The organism is Caballeronia sp. LZ028 (genome assembly GCF_031451415.1).
In the GTDB taxonomy this organism is placed as follows: domain Bacteria; phylum Pseudomonadota; class Gammaproteobacteria; order Burkholderiales; family Burkholderiaceae; genus Caballeronia; species Caballeronia zhejiangensis.
Genome location: NZ_JARUXN010000003.1, coordinates 845391 through 863523 on the forward strand (window position 1 = coordinate 845391; position 18133 = coordinate 863523).

The window sequence follows — 18133 nt, forward strand, 5'->3', positions numbered from 1 at the left end:
CTTGAGCGTGGCCTTTTTTTCAACCGGGACTCGATCCGTCAGCCACGGCTTCCGAAGGATCTTTGGAACTGCGATAGACATACACTTGCGTGCCCACAGGACTTGTCTCCCACAGTCGCTGCATGACTGCCTCTGATCCTACTCCCATGCAGCCATGGCTGGCGCCCTCATATCCTTGGTTCTGAAAATCGTATGAGAGGTGGAAGGCCTGACCGGAGTGCTTGTCTTGATCCTTGTCCCATGCAATGAACATCGCATAGGGCATGGGCGTTCCATAGGCCTTTGAAACGTGATGGCGGCTCTTGAAAGCTATGCGTCCGCGACCTTCGCCTGTGGCATATCGCGCACCGCGGGCATCGCCGGGACGCACATAATACGACCACTGCGCTATGCCATTTTTATAAACCGTTGCGGTGAAAGTCGTCTTATCGACACAAATGATGTGCTTGGCTTTGGAGCAAATGGAAGGCACCGTCGTGGATGCGGGTGTCGGTGCCCTATCGAAGCTGAAACCATCCGGGACGACGGGGCCGGCCGTCTTTCCATCGTGAGGTTCAATGGCTGGATTCGCAGCATACGATGCACTGGCCTGAGCCTGAATCACCTCGATTGCATCGACTACGGACAGCCCTTTCAAGGGATCCGAAGCGAGCACCGGGCTCGACGCGACCGCTTCCATCGATACATTTGCCGCCGCGTCAGAAGGCATGACATTGACGCTTGCGGCTAGCGCGCCTAACGCCAGCACAGCCACGACACCTACAGCCAGCCATTTCCAACGGCGCTGGCCCAAACAGAAACTACGCACTCCCTATCCCTCTTAAAACGAAGTCGTCGCAAAAATTGAAGCGATGCGATTATCAACGCTCTCCGAGGGGTTGTCGATCAGCCACTTCTGGTTGTACCGCGACATATCGCAGCACGCGTTTCTCTACGCGTGGGTGAAACGGTTTCCGCTACCGTCGCATAAGCGCATCAGGCGTGATGCGTTTGCAACGCCGCGCCGCGAATCTCAATCACGTCCGCCGAATCAGCGACGCATGCGGTTGCGATCAGCACCTCCCGATTCGTATGGCGGCACACCACGTTACGAACACGGTCCATGCCGAAGCTGAAGACGCCGCGCTTCCTTGCACCGAGCACGACGAGATCCGCATCGAGGCGATTGGCTTCATCGGCGATGATGCGGCCGACGCTGCGCCCGTCTCGCGGCAACGTGCGCGTTTGCCAGTCCGCATCGATGCCCGCACGCCGAAGCATCTTCTCGCTGCTGCCGCGAATCAAGAGCGCGAGCTGATTCACGAGCGCGGGCAGGTCCGATAGACATTCCATCTGCCATCCCGCCCACCACGGCGACGATTCGATCACATGCAGCACGGTCAGACGCGCGTTGTTTTCGCGCGCCCGCGCAATCGCGGTCGACAGAGCGGCTTCGCTGAAACTCGGGCTCACTGCGACGAGGATATGTTGATACATGGCGCAACCCTCCGATCAATCGATGACATCCATCGCTCTATGCATGACATCATGATCGGCGACGACAATTAGGGGAAAGTGAGCGCGAAGCGCACGAGCCTGTACGATGCGATAAATCAAACTGATGGCATCGGGCACCTTCACATGGACAATCGGGAACTGCTCAATCTCGCGTATCTGCGCGCATTTCGGCTCGTCGCGCAAACGGGCAGCGCCACGCGCGCCGCAGCGGCACTGTTTCGCGCGCAATCGGCGGTCACACGCTCGCTGCAGGAACTCGAAGCGGCGGTCGGGGAAACTTTATTGGAGCGTCGTCCGTCGGGCATGTTGCCCACGCCTGCGGGACGCGCTGTGCTGTTGCGCTGCCAGCGCATCTTCGCCGAACTCGAAGAACTGGCGCAGTGGTGCGCCACGCGCCAGTCACGGCGTCGGACCGCGACAGGCGGCACGCTCCCGGCCTTTCTGCTCAATACACGGCGGCTTCAGTTGTTCTCGGCACTCGCGCGCCATCGTCACATGCCGAGCGCAGCGCAGACGTTGGGGCTCAGTCAACCGGCCGTCAGCAGCGCGATCCGCATCATGGAGACCGGCGCTGGCATGCAACTGTTTTATCGCAGTCCGCGCGGGTTGCTGCTCACCAGCGAAGGCGAAACTTTCGTGCTGCATGTGCGGCGCGCGCTGAACGAACTGCGCCACATTCCTGATGATCTCGCGGCGCTGCGCGGCACGATTCAAGGTTATGTCACGGTCGGCGCGCTGCCGCTTGGCAGAACGTTGATCCTGCCTGGCGCGATCGCGCGCGTTGCCGCGCAATATCCAGGCGTGCGCGTCGTGACGGATGAGAGCTCGTATGAAACGCTGGTCGCGGGACTGCGTGCCGGCGATATCGATTTCGTGCTCGGCGCGTTGCGTCAGAACGATGCGTCGAGCGGACTCGTCAATGAGCGCCTCATGTCGGAAGATATCGTCGTGATCGCGCGTCGCGGGCATCCGCTTGCAGCGCGAAGTGCCCTGACGCTCAAGGACCTGATCGCTGCACAATGGATTCTGCCGCGTAGCCAGGCACCCGCGCGCGGAATGTTCGAAGCGCAGTTCAAGCGATGGAAACTGAAACCGCCGATGCCGACCGTCGAGACCGCCGATCTCGCGGTCATTCGCGGGCTCCTGATGCATACCGACATGCTCGCTGCCGTATCCGCACAACAACTGCACTACGAATGCGAGTCGGGTCAGCTAACCGTAATGGACATTCCGCTGCAAGCCACGCGCCGCGAGATCGGGCTTACGATGCGCGCAGGCGGCACGCCCTCGCCGGCCGCGCGTGCATTGATCGACGCAATCCGCTTGACCGTCGATCAACTCGGGCATGAGTTGCGGCGCGAGTCGCGCAGTATCGTCAAGACAGTCGGCGCAAATGTGTCACCTTGATTGCGAACTGCTTTCAAGGTCATCTGAATTGTTTATCGCGCAGACGCGTTTTGTACTGGGCTCCATTCGTGTTGTATCGTTCGAGAGAACGCGATAACCGCAACGGCAAGGAGATGCCATGAACGAACAGCAATGGCTGGCGATGGACGAATACCTGTGCGATCGAACGCAAACGCCGGACGCCGCACTCGAAGCCGCATTGAAATCCAGCGCGGACGAAGGGCTGCCTGCGATCAACGTCGCGCCAAACCAGGGCAAGCTGCTGCAGATGCTCGCGCAGTTGCGCGGCGCGCGACGCATTCTCGAACTCGGCACGCTCGGCGGCTACAGCACGATCTGGCTTGCGCGTGCCCTGCCTGCGGACGGTACGCTCATCACGCTCGAAGCCGTCGAGCATCATGCTTCCGTCGCGCGCAAGAACATTGAACGCGCCGGATTGTCGGGCGTTGCGTCGGTGATTGTCGGCGACGCTGTGGATACGCTCGAATCATTCGTGCGCGACGGCATTCCGCCTTTCGATTTCATCTTTCTCGACGCCGACAAGAAAAGTTATCCCGCCTATTTGCGCCTCGTGTTGCGCCTGAGCCGGCCCGGCACGGTGATCGTCGCGGACAACGTGATCCGCAGTGGCCGCGTGGCGGACGTCGGCAGCGCCGACCCGGACGTCATCGGCGTGCGCAAGTTCTTCGACATGCTCGCAGCCGATACCCACGTGACGTCCACGGCGATTCAAACGGTCGGCAGCAAAGGGTGGGACGGATTCTCGATCTCGATCGTCTCGTGAACGGCGCCCGCAACGGTTGGTGCATCGAGACGCCTCGTTCGACTTCCTCTTACTCCGACGACATCTCCTGCCTGCGCAGGCCGAGCCATCTGCCTCGCAATGCGGGCGCACCACTTTGCGAGCGAGGATGCGGCAGCTTTCTGCATTCGACATGCATGTCGCGCGAAGCCGCCGCGGCCACGAACCTGTCGATCTCCTCGCGCACGTCGGGGTCGATATAGTCCGCGCGTGAAGCGTCGAAGATCACCGTCGCGCCGTCGGGTATCGTGCGCAGATGATGTTTCAGCGTGACCTTGCCAAGAAATGAAACGTCCTTTCTGAACGACACCAGATAGTGATCGTCGTGCTGCGCAATCGTAATGGGACGGCTGAGGTTCGCGCGCATGGCAAGCAGAAGACTGCATGCAATGCCGAGCACAATGCCCATCAGCAGATCGGTCAACAGCACGCCGGCAATCGTTGCGATGAACGGCACGAAGCGCTCGATGCCCTGTTTCGCGACCGCTGCGAACAACGAAGGCTTGGCGAGCTTGAGACCCGTGAAGATCAGGATCGCCGCGAGACAGGCGAGCGGAATCAGGTTGATGACGCTCGTCAGCGCGAACACGCTCACGAGTAGCAATGCGCCATGCATGAACGACGACCATCGGCTCTGCGCGCCCGCATGCACGTTCGCCGAACTGCGCACGATGACCGAAGTGATCGGCAGCGCGCCAATCGCACCTGCCATCATATTGCCGATGCCCTGCGCCTTCAGCTCGCGATCCGGATGCGCCGCGCGCTTCTTGGGATCGAGTTGCTCGACAGCTTCGAGGCTCAGCAGCGTTTCGAGGCTTGCGACGATAGCAAGCGTGAATGCGAGCCGCCACACATCGGGGTTCGCGAACTGCGAGAAGTTCGGCAATTCGAGCGCATTCGTGAACGCGGTGAACGACTCCAGCGACGGCAGCGCGACGCGATGTTGCGCGGGCGGTGCGAAGCCAGGCGCGAACAGATCGAGCAGCAGAGTCGCACCGATGCCGAACGCGACCACTGCGAGCGGCGCGGGCACGGCGCGCACGAGCGCAAAGCGACGCATCGAGCGTGTTTCCCAGCCTGCGAGCATCGCAAGCGAGACTACGGCGACAATGCACGCCGCTGCGGATATCGGACCGAAGGGCGTGTCGAGCATGCCCGGACCGTTCGCTGCAGGCGCGCCTGCATTCGCGAATCCCGCAGCAAGCGGAATCTGCTTGATGACGAGCAATAGGCCAATAGCCGCGAGCATGCCTTTGATAACCGACGAAGGCACATAGGCCGCGAAGCGCCCCGCTTTCAACATGCCGAAGCCGAATTGAATCGCGCCTGAAAGCAGCACCGCGAGCAGAAACGCGGAGAAGCTGCCAAGCCCGGCGATGCCATCGACGACGATGACGATCAAGCCCGCGGCAGGGCCGCTCACGCTCAATTGCGAGCCACTCAGCAACGCGACGACGAGGCCGCCGATAATGCCCGACAGCAGACCGGCGAACGGCTCCACGCCGGATGCATTGGCGATGCCGAGACACAAGGGCATCGCGACGAGAAACACGACAGTGCCCGCGAACATGTCTCGCGGAAAAGTGGCTAGACGGATATTCGAGTTCATGGTTTTTTTCGAACGAGTTGGGTCCTGCGAATGTCGCGAAAGCGACCTCGCATCGATAAGCGATCGTTAGAAATGAGCGGGCTTAGGCGGCCCGAAGCGATGTGACCTGCGCGCTCGCAATGTCGCGACTGTCGCTCTCTTCGGCATAGCCCGAAGCGAGCACTTTGATGAGCCCGTCGTGCAGGCCGAAGATCCAGCCATGAACGCGTGGCGGCACGTCGTGCTCTCGCACGATGGCGTGTTCTCGCAAAAGCCGCACTTGTTCGAGCACGTTCAGTTCGGCGAGTCGATTTGCGCGCGCGTCGAGCTCGCCGAATGAATCGAGTTCGTGCCGATGCCGTTCGCCCAGCGCGCACAGCGGCGCGATCCGGCGATTCACATGCGGCAAGTCGCTCGATTTCGGCAGGAGCGAGGCGCGCACGCCACCGCATCCGTAATGGCCGCAAACGATTACGTGATCGACCTTCAAAACGCGCACCGCGTATTCGAGCACGCTCAACGTGTTGTCATCGGATGGAGAAAAAAGGTTAGCGATGTTGCGATGTACGAAGAGGTCGCCAGGATTGGCGTTCGTCACAGTCTCGGCGGGCACGCGGCTATCCGCGCAGCCTATCCACAGCACTTTAGGGCTCTGTCCTTGGGCGAGACGCGGAAAAAATTGCGCGTCGGCGTGCGCGGTCTCGCGTGCCCAGGCAATGTTTTCCAGAAGCATTCGTTTCGGTCGATTCATGCAGATCTCTCCAGAACGGGCGCGCCATAGTTGCACACGCAGGTATTCGAATAAGGGCCGCATCTGCGTTGCAGTGCAGCGAGATTCTTACGAATAACTTTCGCAGAAAAAGTTCAGCGCTGTCCAGAGAAAAAAACAGACAAATAAATTTATTTTTTTTGAAAGATCGCGCAGGACCAATGATGCATTCGCCAGTCGGGTTCAAAGCTGCAGGCGCGCCGTCTGATAATCTTTGTACTTCACGCTCAGCATTCGCAAACAGATGACCGACCCTGCAGCAAGCATCGACACGACGCGCTTCGTCGAACTGAATGGCGCCGCTTCTTCGGTGCGCATCGAATATCAGTGGCTGAATCCGGAGCGCGCCGATGCGCCTATCGCAGTGTTCCTGCATGAAGGACTGGGCTCGATCGCGCTATGGAAAGGCTGGCCGCAAATGCTTTGCGATCGCCTGAACTGCAGGGGACTCGTCTATTCGCGGCCAGGTTATGGCCGATCCACGCCACGGCGCGCCGAAGAAAAGTGGCCGGTCGAGTTTCTGCATCTGCAAGCGCAAAAAGTATTGCCCGCATTGCTCGATGCGCTCCACATCGACGCACGGGAACGTGCGCGCATGTGGCTCGTCGGGCATAGCGATGGCGGCACGATCGCCCTGCTCTACGCCCGCGCATTTCCCGAATCGCTTGCCGGTCTCGCCGTCCTCGCTCCGCATTTGTTCGTGGAACCGATGACCGTGGAAGGCATCACAAAGGCGCGTGAAATGTATGAAACGACGTCGTTCCGAGAAAAGCTCGAGGCTTATCACGACGATGTGGATTCAGCCTTTTACGGATGGAACGATGCGTGGCTGAATCCCGCGTTCTTGCATTGGGACATCACGGAACAAATATCGTCGATCAAACGGCCATTGCTCGCCATTCAAGGCCAGGACGACGAATATGCGTCGATGCTGCAACTCGACAAGATCGCGGCGGCTGTCGGGCACGCGCAGCTCGTCAAGCTCCCGCAGTGCCGCCACTCGCCGCATCGCGATGCGACCGATGCAGTGAACGATGCGATCGCCGCTTTCGTGCGAACGCATCAGCAGTGAATCAGCGTTTGATCTTCAGATAAGCTCGGCTTATCGCGGGCCGCGTATGCACCCATAAACGCGATGCCAGCCACGAAGCCGGCCGGTCGCGCACTTCGAGCCGCTTGATCGTGCGTTCGGTATCGTCGGATGCAGCGCGATCCAGCGGATTCGCGCCGACGTTCGTTCCAGTGTGGCATGTGTAGAAGTGCCTGAATCCCGCATTCAACGCGACTTCCCGATAGTCGTCGTCGTAATAACCTTGCGGCCAACACAGATGATCGGATACTTCGCCGAGACGCGTGCGCAGTGCGCCACGCGCGGCGCTCAGATCGTTCTGCAACGCCTTGCGTTTCTCGTCGCGCGAACCCGCAACCTGATCCCAGCGCACATGACAATGCGTATGGCTATGAAATTCGAACGTGCCGGCTTCACGCATCGCTTCGATTTCGGACCAGCGCAGGATCACATCATCGGCGTATCCATTTTCGATTGCGCGCTCCCCCGCACGATGATCGAGCAATCTCGGCATCGTTGCCAAGTTGTCCGATGCATTCGGACGAACGCCGCCTTCGCCGGGCCAACTGCTGACAAGAAAGCACAGCGCCGTAAAATCATGGCGCTTCAATACCGGATGCGCGTGCACCCAGTTGTCGAGATAACCATCGTCGAAAGTGATGACAAACGATTTCGCGGGCACGTCCTCGCCGCTCAGAAAACCTGCGAGTTGCGCCGCGCCGATGGTGCGATAACCCGCGCGCGCAAGGTAGTCCATTTGCGCGGCGAAGTTATCGGGCGTCACTGTGATCATGCCGGGCGATGTGCTGACGTGGTGGTACATCAGCACGGGAACGGCGCGTGCATACTTCGCGCTCATCTGCGATGACCTCGTTCGTGCAATGCGCGCTGATAAAAACTGGCCGTTTCGTCCGCCATATCGCTTATGGTGAAGCCACGTTCGGTGATGCGAAGGCTCTCGTCGCGCAGACGCTGGCGCAACGCCGGATCGTCGATCATGCGGACAATCGCCGCACGCAATGCAACGGGATCGTGCGGCGGCACGAGCAGTCCATTCACGTTGTCTTCGATCAGTTCCGGCACGCCATCGACATGCGTGCCGATGACGGGCAAGCCCGCCGCCATTGCTTCGATGAAAGCCTGGCCCAGCGCTTCTTGATGCGTGGGAAGAACGAATAGATCGGAACCGCGAAAGATATTGGGGATATCGGTGCGAAAGCCCAGCAGGTGAATGCGATCGGCGAGGCCGAAGCTATCGACGATTCCCTTGATGCGTTCGAACAAAGGACCATCGCCCGCCATCACAACATGCAGGTTGGGATGCGTGTCGACGAGCGGGCGCACTGCCGCAATAAGATCTTCATGTCCCTTCTTGTCGCGCATGATCGCGACCATGCACGCAACGAATGCGTCCTCACCGAGACCGAGTTCCGCGCGCAAAGTCGAATGCGAGACATGCTGAGGTTTCGGAATGCCATCGTAAATAGTCTGCACGCGCTTCTCCGCAACACCCGCCGAAATCAGATAGCGGCGCACGTAATGACTCACGGCGATCACGCGATGCGGAAGCCATGTATAAGTTGCGAGCGACGAGATGGGCAATGCCAGATGCCGCGTACGCACGATGAGCGGCGTGCGCGCCAGCCGCCCCGCCGCGCCGGCAACGAGACTGTCGTGGCCACTATGCGTGTTGAGCACGTCGAACGCGCGGCGACGCAGAAGCGCTTTGATGGCCAGAATGGATCGCATGTCGCCGCCACTGCGCATGCGCGCGTGGTGAACGGCGAACCCAAGTTCGGCGCAACGTTGCCCGAGCCGCGCATCGCTCGGGCAAATCAGCTCGACGGTATGGCCGCTTTCGCGCAACGCGACCATCTCCTTCAACGTCCGTATTTCTTGACCGCCCCATCCCTTCGAGGACTCGCTATGTAGGATCTTCAAACGCCTGGTCTCCACGTCCGACACATTCCTGTCGGAAATATTTCGTAATATTCACATTACCTTACTGGCCTTGGCGATTCGTAAAAAAACGCAAGGAATTTGATATGGCCTCGAACGAGGCTTATCGAAAGAAAGAATGCAAGCAGATGAACGCGCGCCGAAGTGGCGATCCGTCGATAACGATTCTTCGACGAAGTGAACCGAGTGCGTGAAAGGCTAACGGCTCACTTACGCGTTCGGTTGACTCGTAGCTGGCAATTTCGTCAGCTTAGCTATTCGGATCCTAGCGTGGAATTGGGGGATTCCGAACTAACCCGACGGACATGCGGGTGCTTAAGCATGCGATAAGAATTGGGCCGATTGCGCAAACGTTTGATGCGCACGCGCTTAAGCAAGCCTTTTGGACGATAGATCGACAACCCATTGAAACAGTAATTAGGCGCGTTTAGAACGAACCGCAACGCGGTCTTTCGGTCGATTTTTCTCGGCCGGCAAGCATCATTCGAGCGTGATAACTTCAACCGATATCCGGAGGAAAAAATCATGCTGCTCTCAGACGATGAACTGGCCCGCTTGCAATCCGTCGCGCCGTTTTTACGAAACGAAGCGCACGCGGCACTCGAGCTGGAAGCGAACTATGAAGTGACGATGGAGCTCGAATCGCATTTGCAACCGGGCCTGCGCATACGCGCGCCGGATTCGTCGCGGACGACGGCCGCTTCGGATGCGCCGCCTTACGCGCTCGATCTGTTCGTTGGCTTGCCGCTGAATGAGTTGCGCGCGCTCTCACATGCCGATGACGCTACACGCGAAGCCGAGATCGCGCGTTTCGGCGCGCGCTTCTCGCCGCGTCTTCTGCGCGCGATTGCCAGGATGGCGCCGCACGAGATCGATCTCGATGCCGGCGTGCAAAGCGAAGCCGGCACGCTTTCGGTCATGCTTGAAGAAGATTAAACGACGCCACTGCGATCAGTCATTCTTCGATGCCGCCTCATGCGCGCGCCGCAGCCGCTCCCGGCTGTTCGACAAATGCATCCGCATGGCCGCGCGTGCTGCTTCGGGATCGCGGCGTTCGATCGCATCGAAAATATCTTGATGCTCGCGATTCACGCGATCGAGATAGCCAGAAGGATCGTTATGCGCAAGCGCCGCCGAATTGACGCGCGTGCGCGGAATGATTGTGTTGCCGAGCTGGCTCAGGATGCTATGGAAGTAACGATTACCGGTAGCCTTCGCAAGCTCGAGATGAAAGGCCACATCGGCCGCGACCGCGCTGCCTTCGCCCGCTTCGATGAGCCGCTCGAATTCGTCGAGCGCCCGGCGCATCTGCGCGAGGTTTTCATCGGTGCGGCGCATGGCCGCGAGACCGGCCGCCTCGGCTTCGAGGCTGATGCGCAATTCGAGAATCGCCATCACGTCGCGCACGGTGAGATCGCCCGCGGCCTCGATCTGGAACCGCTCCTGATCGCCCGCTTCGAGCACGAATGTACCGATGCCGTGCCGCGTCTGAACGAGGCGCGCAGCCTGCAATCGCGAAATGGATTCGCGCACGACAGTCCGGCTCACGCCGAGTTGCGCCATGATTTCCGATTCGGTCGGCAGCTTGTCGCCGGGCTGAAGCGCGCCGCTGCGAATCCGCTCCGATAACTCGGCGACGACTTCCTCGGTGAGATTTCGGGAGCGGCGAAGCGCGCCGGACGCGAGTGCTTGGGACATTGAAAGGCCGATCTTTGTATGCTCGATGAGCAATTATAGGGCGCGGGACAGCTTGTACGATGACTATCGTTTTCAGCGCGAAACTCGACGATCCACCGAGGCAATTTCTAGAACCAACAATCGCTTCATTGAGCGAGCCGCGTGACGCGGCGAGCTCTGTTCGACGCTGTGCCGGTCATGATGGAAATCCCTATCGAAAACGTCCGAATAGGGACAAAGCAAAGCGTTGATAAACCGTTCGTTGCGGCGTAAAGTTCATGTACCGCATGAAGTGAAACGCGCCCGCCAGACGGCATCAGCCGCACGTCGGCAAATATCCTTTTTGTCCGCGCATTGGCGGTTCGCTTCATCGTCCGGCTCGCGAGTCCATGCCGCATCCGTTGGATTCGCCATCAACTCGCGCAGTCGCGAGCCCGATCACAGCGGTTCACCGGTTAATCGCCACGCATGTCTATGCGTTGCACCACACGTCTTTCGCCTCTCGCGCAAGTCACTCATCGGACAGGCGCTCAACCGGTGGACATCCGTATTCACATTCGCAATTTTCACAGCGATACTGAGACGCGGCATCGAGGTTGGCAGGCAAGGAGACGAGCAAATGATGCGTGAAGTAAGCGGAGCGTTCTACGGCTCCCGTAAGCTGGATGAAGCACTCGAAGACCTGCGCGCGGAAGGAATCGCGGCCGACCGCGTGCGCGTGGCGAGCATGAGCGGCTTCGCGGATTTCCATACTTCGCAAACGCAGAGCAACAATGCGCAGACACAATGGATCGCGGCGGAATACGCGGGGCACGGGGAACATCTGGGCGTGGTAGATACGCACGACTATCCCTACGGACTCGACATGTCGAGCGACGACATCCTCCCCTCGTTTGGCGCGGACGGCGGCGACGCTGACGTGGCATGCAGCATTACACGCGTCATCGTGAGCATTCGCGACGAAGCGGAGATGCGGGCCGTTTGCGACATCTTCTCGCGCCTCGGCACCGACGATATCGACATCGAAAGCGTCGCGGTCTGATCGGCAACGCCCGCCGCTACGATCGGCCCGTCACTGGGTCGACGTCGCGGGCTTCGCTTTCTTTTTTGTGCTTGGAGTGGAAGCTGCCCTGGCGCGTACTGCCGGGCGTGGACGTGTTGTCGCCGCCGACGGTCGGCCCGGCCGTTGCCGCGCCGTGAGCGTTGCCCCTGCCCGATCCGCCATTGCCGTTGCCGCCCGACTGCGCCATCGCAACGCCCGACCCGCCTATCGTCACACCTGCCGTCAGCGCGACCGGAACCCGCACCGGCATTGTCCTCATTTTTTCCCTCGTCGATCAGGTTCACCACCGGTCTGAATGCGATCGCATGCATGATGCGTAATTCAAAATGCCATCTGGTATCTGGCATGCTGCATGCGAATTCCTTACTTCCGCCGCCGCGCCCGGCCAGACAACCCGCCCGACTCATGGATGCCCGCAAAACCCAACGCGAATCCGCCTATCGCGACGATGCCGCGCCTGCATCGAGAGCAGGTTTCGTGCGCGTGCGCGGCGCGCGCGAGCACAACCTGAAAAACGTCGATGTCGACGTGCCACGCGACGCCCTCGTCGTCTTCACCGGCGTATCCGGTTCCGGGAAGTCCTCGCTCGCATTCGGCACGCTCTACGCCGAGGCGCAGCGCCGCTATTTCGAATCGGTCGCGCCGTATGCGCGGCGGCTCATCGAACAAGTCGGCGTGCCGCAGGTCGATTCGATCGAAGGCTTGCCGCCCGCCGTCGCGCTTCAGCAGCAGCGTGGCGCACCGAATGCACGCTCGTCGGTGGGCAGCGTGACGACGCTCTCCAGCCTCGTGCGTATGCTCTATTCGCGCACCGGCAGTTATCCGCCGAAGCAGCCCATGCTGTACGCGGAAGATTTTTCGCCGAACACGGTTCAGGGCGCGTGTCCCGTGTGCCATGGCCTCGGCCGCGTCTACGAAGTCACGGAAAAGTCGATGGTGCCCGACGACTCGCTCACGATCCGCGAGCGCGCCGTCGCGGCCTGGCCGCCCGCGTGGCACGGACAAAATCTGCGCGACATACTCGTGACGCTCGGCTACGACGTCGACACGCCGTGGCGCGACTTGCCGAAGAAGGATCGCGACTGGATTCTGTTCACCGAAGAGCAGCCGACGGTGCCGGTGTACGCCGGTCTCACGCCGAAAGAGACGCAAGCCGCGCTGAAACGCGGCGCCGAACCGAGCTATCAGGGCACATTCACCGGCGCGCGCCGCTACGTGCTGCATACCTTCGCGCACACGCAAAGCGCGCTCATGAAAAAGCGCGTGTCGCGCTTCATGGTCGGCAGCGATTGTCCCGCATGTCACGGCAAGCGGCTCAAGAAGGAAGCGCTATCGGTGACGTTCGCAGGGCTCGACATCGCCGAATTCGCGCGTCTGCCGCTCATCCGACTTGCCGATCTACTTGCGCCCATCGCACGCGGAGAATGGCCCGCCAGTGATGAAGCGTCGGCTCCCGCGCTCGCGAGGAAAGACCGCATCGCGGCGACGGCCAAGCGCGTCGCGGCAGGCGGCTCGGCGCACAAGGCCGCGCCGGACGTGCGCCGCACGGCCAATCTTTCCGAGGAGAAACGCGCCGCCGCCGAGCGCATCGCGGCGGATTTGCTGGAGCGGCTCGGCACGCTCATCGATCTGGGTCTGGGCTATCTCTCGCTCGATCGCGCGACGCCGACGCTCTCATCCGGCGAACTGCAACGATTGCGGCTCGCGACGCAACTCGCGTCGCAGCTCTTCGGCGTCGTCTATGTGCTCGACGAGCCATCCGCGGGCTTGCATCCGGCCGACAGCGAAGCGCTCTTCGCCGCGTTGCAGCGATTGAAGGCAGCAGGCAATTCGCTGTTCGTCATCGAGCACGATCTGAACACCATGCGGCGCGCGGACTGGCTGATCGATGTCGGTCCGGCCGCCGGTGAGCGAGGCGGACATGTGCTGTATAGCGGGCCGCCGGAAGGCCTCGCATCGGTGGAGGAATCGCAGACGCGCAGGCATCTGTTCGCGCCGAAGCAAGCGATCGAACGCGTCGCACGCGAACCGCGCGGATGGTTGCGGCTCGAAGGCATCACGCGCAATAACCTGCATGGCATCGATGCCGCGTTTCCGCTCGGCGCCTTCACGACCGTCACCGGCATTTCGGGCTCGGGCAAGTCGAGCCTCGTGAGTCAGGCGTTGCCGGAACTCGTCGCGGAGCGGCTCGGACGCGCGCTCGACGATGCAGAAGAAGACGAGCAGGACCCGCTCTTCGCTCGAGCCGACGCTTCGGCGGGCGGACGCATCGTCGAAGGCATGGGGACGATCCGGCGTCTCGTGCGCGTCGACCAGAAGCCGATCGGCCGCACGCCGCGTTCGAATCTCGCGACCTACACCGGCCTCTTCGATCACGTTCGCAAGCTCTTCGCCGACACGCCGGCCGCGCGAAAGCGCCGCTATGGCGCAGGACGCTTCTCGTTCAACGTCGCGCAAGGACGCTGCCCGACATGCGAAGGCGAAGGCTTCGTCAGCGTCGAGTTGCTGTTCCTGCCAAGCGTCTACACGTCGTGCGCGACATGCCACGGATCGCGCTATAACCCGCAGACGCTGGAAATCGAATGGCATGGCAAGAACATTGCGGATGTGCTCGGCATGACCGTCGATAGCGCATGCGACTTCTTCGCCGATGAAGCCAGCGTCATGCGCGCGCTCGCCGTGTTGCGCGACATCGGCCTCGGCTATCTGCGGCTCGGGCAGCCCGCGACGGAGCTATCAGGCGGAGAAGCGCAGCGCATCAAGCTCGCAACCGAACTGCAGCGCGCGCATCGCGGCGACACGCTCTACATTCTCGACGAGCCGACGACGGGGCTTCATCCCGCCGACGTCGATCGCCTGATGGCGCAACTGCAAGGGCTCGTCGATGCGGGCAATACGGTCGTCGTCGTGGAGCACGACATGCGCGTCGCATCGCTTTCCGATTGGGTCATCGACATCGGCCCGGGCGCCGGTGAAGATGGCGGCCGGATCGTGGCGACGGGCTCGCCGCAACGTATCGCCGAACATGCTGCAAGCCGCACGGCGCGTTATTTGAGCGACGCGCTGGCCTCAGGCGACCACGTGTCCTGAAGGGATGCCCTTGCGATAGACCTCATCGAACACGGCTTCGAGTTCCCGGTGCGTGCCACGCAATTCATCGACGACACGCTTCGCCCAATCGAAGTATTCGCGCTTTCTCTCATCGCTCCAGCCGGACGGCGGCGCGGCGAGAATATCGCGCAAATTGCAAATCTTATCGGCGAGTTTCACGAGCTTCGCGCTGTGACTGATATGCGCCGCGTGTTCGACCTGCAAACGCTTCCTTTCGGCCTTCGACAAGGACTTGTCGTCCGTCACTTCGTCGACGATGCGCCCGATCTCCGCGCCGAACCGCCGCACGAGTTCATCGCGCGATGTGTCCGTGTCTTCGATCGTGTCGTGCAATATGGCGGCGATCAGCACGCGCTCGTCTTCGACCCCGCCTTCGTTCGCGAGCACATGAGCGAGCGCGATCGGATGATTGATGTACGGCGACGCGTCCGCATCCTTGCGGCGCTGCTTGCGATGTTTGTCGGCCGCGAACGCGACGGCGTGGATGAGTTGATTCACTGGATGGCCTTCCGTGTCGTCTTTACCGGAAGTATAGGTCTTGCGCCGACGCGCCAGTCTCAATACAACCCGACCCACCTCCATACATAAAACCGCACGATACCAACCAGCTCATGCAACGCGCTGTTCGAATCGAACCATCCTCTTCGATGCGGACGCCACCACATGAACTGCGGACGAACATAAGCGACGGTCGGCTGTGGATGCAAACCGAAGGCTTCGAACGCGAGCATCGCGCGACGCATGTGAAGCGACGACGTTATCAAAACCGACGTATCGTAGGGCCGCGACCGCAGTATCTTCTCCGTATTGCGCGCGTTCTCATAAGTGTCGAGACTCTGATTTTCGAGGATGAGATCTTGGCGCTTCACGCCTGCGTCGAGAAGCAGGCTTCCATATAAGTCTGCTTCGCTTTGCTCGTGATGCTGCGGGTTGCCTCCGCTCATGATGACAAAACACGCCTTCTCCATCTCGACGCAACGCTTATAGAGCGACGCCGCAAGATCGATGCGCGTCATCGCGTCACCCTTGGGCACGAGACGCCGGTTATGGTCGTACCAGGTCCCCCCGCCCAGCACGATGATCGCCGTGCGCGGGCCGAACGTCGGATCCTTCATCGACGCGTAGTGATCGTTCGCGAGCCGCACGAGCGGCCCCGGAAACCAGCTTCCGAGCCCCCAGAAGACGATAGCCGTCATCACCAGAATCATGCCGCGCCGTTTTCTCCAAACGAGGAACAGCGCGATGAATAGAAGCAGCAGCGATATCAGAACCAATCAATTCACTCCGGAAAGTTATCGTTTCAAAATGCTTTCAGTGTACGCATCGTTTTTGCTTATCACTCATTCGACCATGCGAAGGAGTTACCTATTTATCGAATATGAAGCGCTGACGTGAGTGTGAATCATCGCATCCGATCGCGACGTGCTTGATATCGCACAAAACGATGCTTTCTCGACGAAGCCCTCCGTGCGCCATCGCACGGACGCATAGGCCCGCAAATTCGTTAAATACGATCAAACAATAGCTATAAGAAAACAGTGCGTGCGAGGGCTCTCGCGGAACCGTCTTCGCGAGACAACAACAACACCACTGCCGATTCGCACCGGGGTCAGCGACATTCGATAAGAACTCATCGTCGCGACCCGGGTTAGTTGCACCAATGGCCGGGTACAAGGGAAAACATAGACAATGAAAACTGAATTGCGCCGCATCCTCGCCGAGTCCGCTCGTCTCGACGTGCCCATCGATACGCTCGCCGACGGCGACGATCTCTACGCCGCCGGTCTCTCTTCGCTTGCCACGGTCCATGTGATGCTGGCGATCGAAGACGAGTTCGGCATCGAAATTCCCGATCACATGCTCACGCGCCGTCTCTTTTCGAGCGTCGATTCGCTCGCATCGGCGGTCGACGAACTGCGTCGTTCGCAGGCGGCAGCATGAACGCGCCCGCTCAGGAGCTTGAAGTCGCCGAGCTCGCGCAGAGCGCAATCTTGCGCAGCGAAAGCGAACTGATCGAAGCCGCGAAGCGCGTCGCGGCCGTTGCGGCCCAGTACTCCGACGCGGTCGATCGCGAAGCGCGCTTTCCCGCCGAAGCGGTTGCAGCGATGCGCAAGGAGCGTCTCTTCTCCGCGATGATCCCGACGGAATACGGCGGCGACGGTCTGTCGCTCACCGGCGTCGCGCGCTTGTGCGAGGCACTGGCGCAAGGCTGCGCTTCGTCCGCGATGATCTATGCGATGCATCAGAGCCAGGTCGTTTGCATCGTCGATCATGGCGTGAACGTGCCGTGGCAGCGCGCTTTCCTTGCTCGCATGGTCAGCGAACAGTTGCTGCTCGCATCGGCGACGTCGGAAGAGAACATCGGCGGCAACATGCGTACGAGCGCGTGCGCGGTCGATCTCGTCGACAACGCGTTTCGCATCGAGAAGCTCGCACCGACCATTTCGTACGGCAAGTATTCCGACGCCATTCTCGTGACGGCGCGCCGTCATCCGGACGCGCCGCCCTCCGATCAGGTGCTGATCGTCGCGCCGCGCGAAACGTTCACGCTCGAGCAGCGTGGGACGTGGGACACGCTCGGTATGCGCGGGACATGCAGCGAAGGACATCGACTGGTCGCGAGCGGCATCGCGGAACAGATTCTGCCGACGCCGTTCTCGAAGATCGCCGACGAAAGCATGCTGCCCGTATCCCATACCTTGTGGTCGTCGGTATGGTGCGGCATCGCGAGCGACGCGGCGAATCGCGGGCATCAGTTCTTCCGCAATCAGGCGCGCGGCAAGCCCGCGTTGCCGCCTTCGGCCGCGCGCCTTTCGCAAGTGCTCACGCTCATCAAGATGATGCAGGCGCGGCTGCGGGAATCGCTCGCCAATGTCGAAGCGGCGCAGACCGAACGCGCGGCGCGCAAGGCGAACCAGAGCAATGACGACGACGCACCGCTCGCGGCGTCGATCGGCATCAACGCCGATCTGAACATGCTCAAGCTGGCGATCTCGCAGTCGGCTTTGCATGTCGTGCAAGAGACGCTGATGATCTGCGGCATGGCGGGCTACAAGAACGACACGCCGTTCAGCGTGGGGCGCCATCTGCGCGATCTGCATTCGGCGCCGCTCATGATCAGCAACGATCGCATCGAATTGAACACGGCGAACCTGCTGCTTGCGCAGCGCGCCGCAACGGGGACCATTTGA

General features: G+C 60.8%; 18 protein-coding genes. 8 read left to right on the forward strand and 10 right to left on the reverse strand.

Annotated elements, in window-relative coordinates; genetic code table 11:
• Window positions 1-19: 19 nt before the first annotated feature.
• Complete coding sequence (locus QCE58_RS21070; protein WP_208456992.1) at window positions 20-793, reverse strand: L,D-transpeptidase; 774 nt, start codon at window positions 791-793, stop codon at window positions 20-22.
• Window positions 794-975: 182 nt separating this feature from the next.
• On the reverse strand, window positions 976-1476 hold the full coding sequence (locus QCE58_RS21075) for a universal stress protein (protein ID WP_250521976.1): 501 nt from the start codon (window positions 1474-1476) through the stop codon (window positions 976-978).
• 144 nt (window positions 1477-1620) lie between these two features.
• On the opposite strand from QCE58_RS21075, the gene QCE58_RS21080 reads away from it, so the two are divergent.
• Both QCE58_RS21080 and QCE58_RS21085 read left to right on the forward strand, forming a co-directional pair.
• On the forward strand, window positions 1621-2904 hold the full coding sequence (locus QCE58_RS21080) for a LysR family transcriptional regulator (RefSeq protein ID WP_175981069.1): 1284 nt from the start codon (window positions 1621-1623) through the stop codon (window positions 2902-2904).
• A 118-nt stretch (window positions 2905-3022) separates the two neighbouring features.
• Window positions 3023-3688 (forward strand): O-methyltransferase, encoded by a 666-nt coding sequence (locus QCE58_RS21085; protein WP_008348315.1) that lies wholly within the window; start codon window positions 3023-3025, stop codon window positions 3686-3688.
• 49 nt (window positions 3689-3737) lie between these two features.
• On the opposite strand, the gene QCE58_RS21090 is transcribed toward QCE58_RS21085, so the two are convergent.
• The gene (locus QCE58_RS21090; protein WP_250521977.1) at window positions 3738-5315 is read right to left on the reverse strand and encodes a SulP family inorganic anion transporter; all 1578 of its coding nucleotides are present in this window, start codon (window positions 5313-5315) and stop codon (window positions 3738-3740) included.
• Between the two features lie 82 nt (window positions 5316-5397).
• Window positions 5398-6045, reverse strand: a complete 648-nt coding sequence (locus tag QCE58_RS21095; RefSeq protein ID WP_175981073.1) for a carbonic anhydrase — start codon at window positions 6043-6045, stop codon at window positions 5398-5400.
• Window positions 6046-6307: 262 nt separating this feature from the next.
• On the opposite strand from QCE58_RS21095, the gene QCE58_RS21100 reads away from it, so the two are divergent.
• Window positions 6308-7135, forward strand: coding sequence for an alpha/beta fold hydrolase (locus tag QCE58_RS21100; protein ID WP_081851882.1), 828 nt, complete (start codon window positions 6308-6310; stop codon window positions 7133-7135).
• Between the two features lies 1 nt (window position 7136).
• Here QCE58_RS21100 and QCE58_RS21105 read toward each other — a convergent pair whose 3' ends face one another.
• Window positions 7137-7991 (reverse strand): polysaccharide deacetylase family protein, encoded by an 855-nt coding sequence (locus tag QCE58_RS21105; protein ID WP_250521978.1) that lies wholly within the window; start codon window positions 7989-7991, stop codon window positions 7137-7139.
• Window positions 7988-9073 (reverse strand): glycosyltransferase, encoded by a 1086-nt coding sequence (locus QCE58_RS21110; protein ID WP_175981077.1) that lies wholly within the window; start codon window positions 9071-9073, stop codon window positions 7988-7990. Before QCE58_RS21110 ends, QCE58_RS21105 begins: the two co-directional genes overlap by 4 nt.
• 543 nt (window positions 9074-9616) lie before the next feature.
• Here QCE58_RS21110 and QCE58_RS21115 point away from each other — a divergent pair.
• Entirely contained in the window at window positions 9617-10027 is a 411-nt protein-coding gene (locus QCE58_RS21115) for a hypothetical protein (protein ID WP_175981079.1), read from the forward strand.
• A gap of 15 nt (window positions 10028-10042) precedes the next feature.
• On the opposite strand, the gene QCE58_RS21120 is transcribed toward QCE58_RS21115, so the two are convergent.
• Window positions 10043-10789 (reverse strand): FadR/GntR family transcriptional regulator, encoded by a 747-nt coding sequence (locus QCE58_RS21120; RefSeq protein WP_250521979.1) that lies wholly within the window; start codon window positions 10787-10789, stop codon window positions 10043-10045.
• 598 nt (window positions 10790-11387) lie between these two features.
• Here QCE58_RS21120 and QCE58_RS21125 point away from each other — a divergent pair.
• Complete coding sequence (locus tag QCE58_RS21125) at window positions 11388-11810, forward strand: hypothetical protein (protein ID WP_008348325.1); 423 nt, start codon at window positions 11388-11390, stop codon at window positions 11808-11810.
• 16 nt (window positions 11811-11826) lie between these two features.
• Here the strand turns inward: QCE58_RS21125 and QCE58_RS21130 are convergent, their stop codons facing one another.
• Window positions 11827-12090, reverse strand: coding sequence for a hypothetical protein (locus QCE58_RS21130; RefSeq protein WP_409014137.1), 264 nt, complete (start codon window positions 12088-12090; stop codon window positions 11827-11829).
• Window positions 12091-12236: 146 nt separating this feature from the next.
• Here QCE58_RS21130 and QCE58_RS21135 point away from each other — a divergent pair, with 146 nt between their 5' ends.
• On the forward strand, window positions 12237-14921 hold the full coding sequence (locus tag QCE58_RS21135) for an excinuclease ABC subunit UvrA (protein ID WP_250521980.1): 2685 nt from the start codon (window positions 12237-12239) through the stop codon (window positions 14919-14921).
• On the opposite strand, the gene QCE58_RS21140 is transcribed toward QCE58_RS21135, so the two are convergent.
• Together QCE58_RS21140 and QCE58_RS21145 are read right to left on the reverse strand one after the other, a co-directional pair.
• A complete protein-coding gene (locus QCE58_RS21140) occupies window positions 14901-15440 on the reverse strand; it encodes an HD domain-containing protein (RefSeq protein WP_250521981.1) in 540 nt (179 codons plus the stop codon). The two genes, QCE58_RS21135 and QCE58_RS21140, sit on opposite strands and share 21 nt — an antisense overlap.
• A gap of 59 nt (window positions 15441-15499) precedes the next feature.
• Entirely contained in the window at window positions 15500-16216 is a 717-nt protein-coding gene (locus QCE58_RS21145; RefSeq protein WP_175981084.1) for a YdcF family protein, read from the reverse strand.
• 415 nt (window positions 16217-16631) lie between these two features.
• On the opposite strand from QCE58_RS21145, the gene QCE58_RS21150 reads away from it, so the two are divergent.
• Both QCE58_RS21150 and QCE58_RS21155 read left to right on the forward strand, forming a co-directional pair.
• The gene (locus QCE58_RS21150) at window positions 16632-16883 is read left to right on the forward strand and encodes an acyl carrier protein (RefSeq protein WP_008348335.1); all 252 of its coding nucleotides are present in this window, start codon (window positions 16632-16634) and stop codon (window positions 16881-16883) included.
• A complete protein-coding gene (locus tag QCE58_RS21155) occupies window positions 16880-18133 on the forward strand; it encodes an acyl-CoA dehydrogenase family protein (RefSeq protein ID WP_250521982.1) in 1254 nt (417 codons plus the stop codon). The genes QCE58_RS21150 and QCE58_RS21155 overlap by 4 nt, the downstream gene beginning before the upstream one ends.

What these genes read in the sequence shown, in the direction of transcription:
- QCE58_RS21105 (WP_250521978.1), bottom strand. Translation starts at nt 7,991, where the DNA reads ATGAGCGCGAAGTATGCACGCGCCGTTCCCGTGCTGATGTACCACCAC.
- QCE58_RS21095 (WP_175981073.1), bottom strand. Translation starts at nt 6,045, where the DNA reads ATGAATCGACCGAAACGAATGCTTCTGGAAAACATTGCCTGGGCACGC.
- QCE58_RS21130 (WP_409014137.1), bottom strand. Translation starts at nt 12,090, where the DNA reads ATGAGGACAATGCCGGTGCGGGTTCCGGTCGCGCTGACGGCAGGTGTG.
- QCE58_RS21120 (WP_250521979.1), bottom strand. Translation starts at nt 10,789, where the DNA reads ATGTCCCAAGCACTCGCGTCCGGCGCGCTTCGCCGCTCCCGAAATCTC.
- QCE58_RS21090 (WP_250521977.1), bottom strand. Translation starts at nt 5,315, where the DNA reads ATGAACTCGAATATCCGTCTAGCCACTTTTCCGCGAGACATGTTCGCG.
- QCE58_RS21125 (WP_008348325.1), top strand. Translation starts at nt 11,388, where the DNA reads ATGATGCGTGAAGTAAGCGGAGCGTTCTACGGCTCCCGTAAGCTGGAT.
- QCE58_RS21080 (WP_175981069.1), top strand. Translation starts at nt 1,621, where the DNA reads ATGGACAATCGGGAACTGCTCAATCTCGCGTATCTGCGCGCATTTCGG.
- QCE58_RS21115 (WP_175981079.1), top strand. Translation starts at nt 9,617, where the DNA reads ATGCTGCTCTCAGACGATGAACTGGCCCGCTTGCAATCCGTCGCGCCG.
- QCE58_RS21150 (WP_008348335.1), top strand. Translation starts at nt 16,632, where the DNA reads ATGAAAACTGAATTGCGCCGCATCCTCGCCGAGTCCGCTCGTCTCGAC.
- QCE58_RS21075 (WP_250521976.1), bottom strand. Translation starts at nt 1,476, where the DNA reads ATGTATCAACATATCCTCGTCGCAGTGAGCCCGAGTTTCAGCGAAGCC.
- QCE58_RS21135 (WP_250521980.1), top strand. Translation starts at nt 12,237, where the DNA reads ATGGATGCCCGCAAAACCCAACGCGAATCCGCCTATCGCGACGATGCC.
- QCE58_RS21155 (WP_250521982.1), top strand. Translation starts at nt 16,880, where the DNA reads ATGAACGCGCCCGCTCAGGAGCTTGAAGTCGCCGAGCTCGCGCAGAGC.
- QCE58_RS21085 (WP_008348315.1), top strand. Translation starts at nt 3,023, where the DNA reads ATGAACGAACAGCAATGGCTGGCGATGGACGAATACCTGTGCGATCGA.
- QCE58_RS21100 (WP_081851882.1), top strand. Translation starts at nt 6,308, where the DNA reads ATGACCGACCCTGCAGCAAGCATCGACACGACGCGCTTCGTCGAACTG.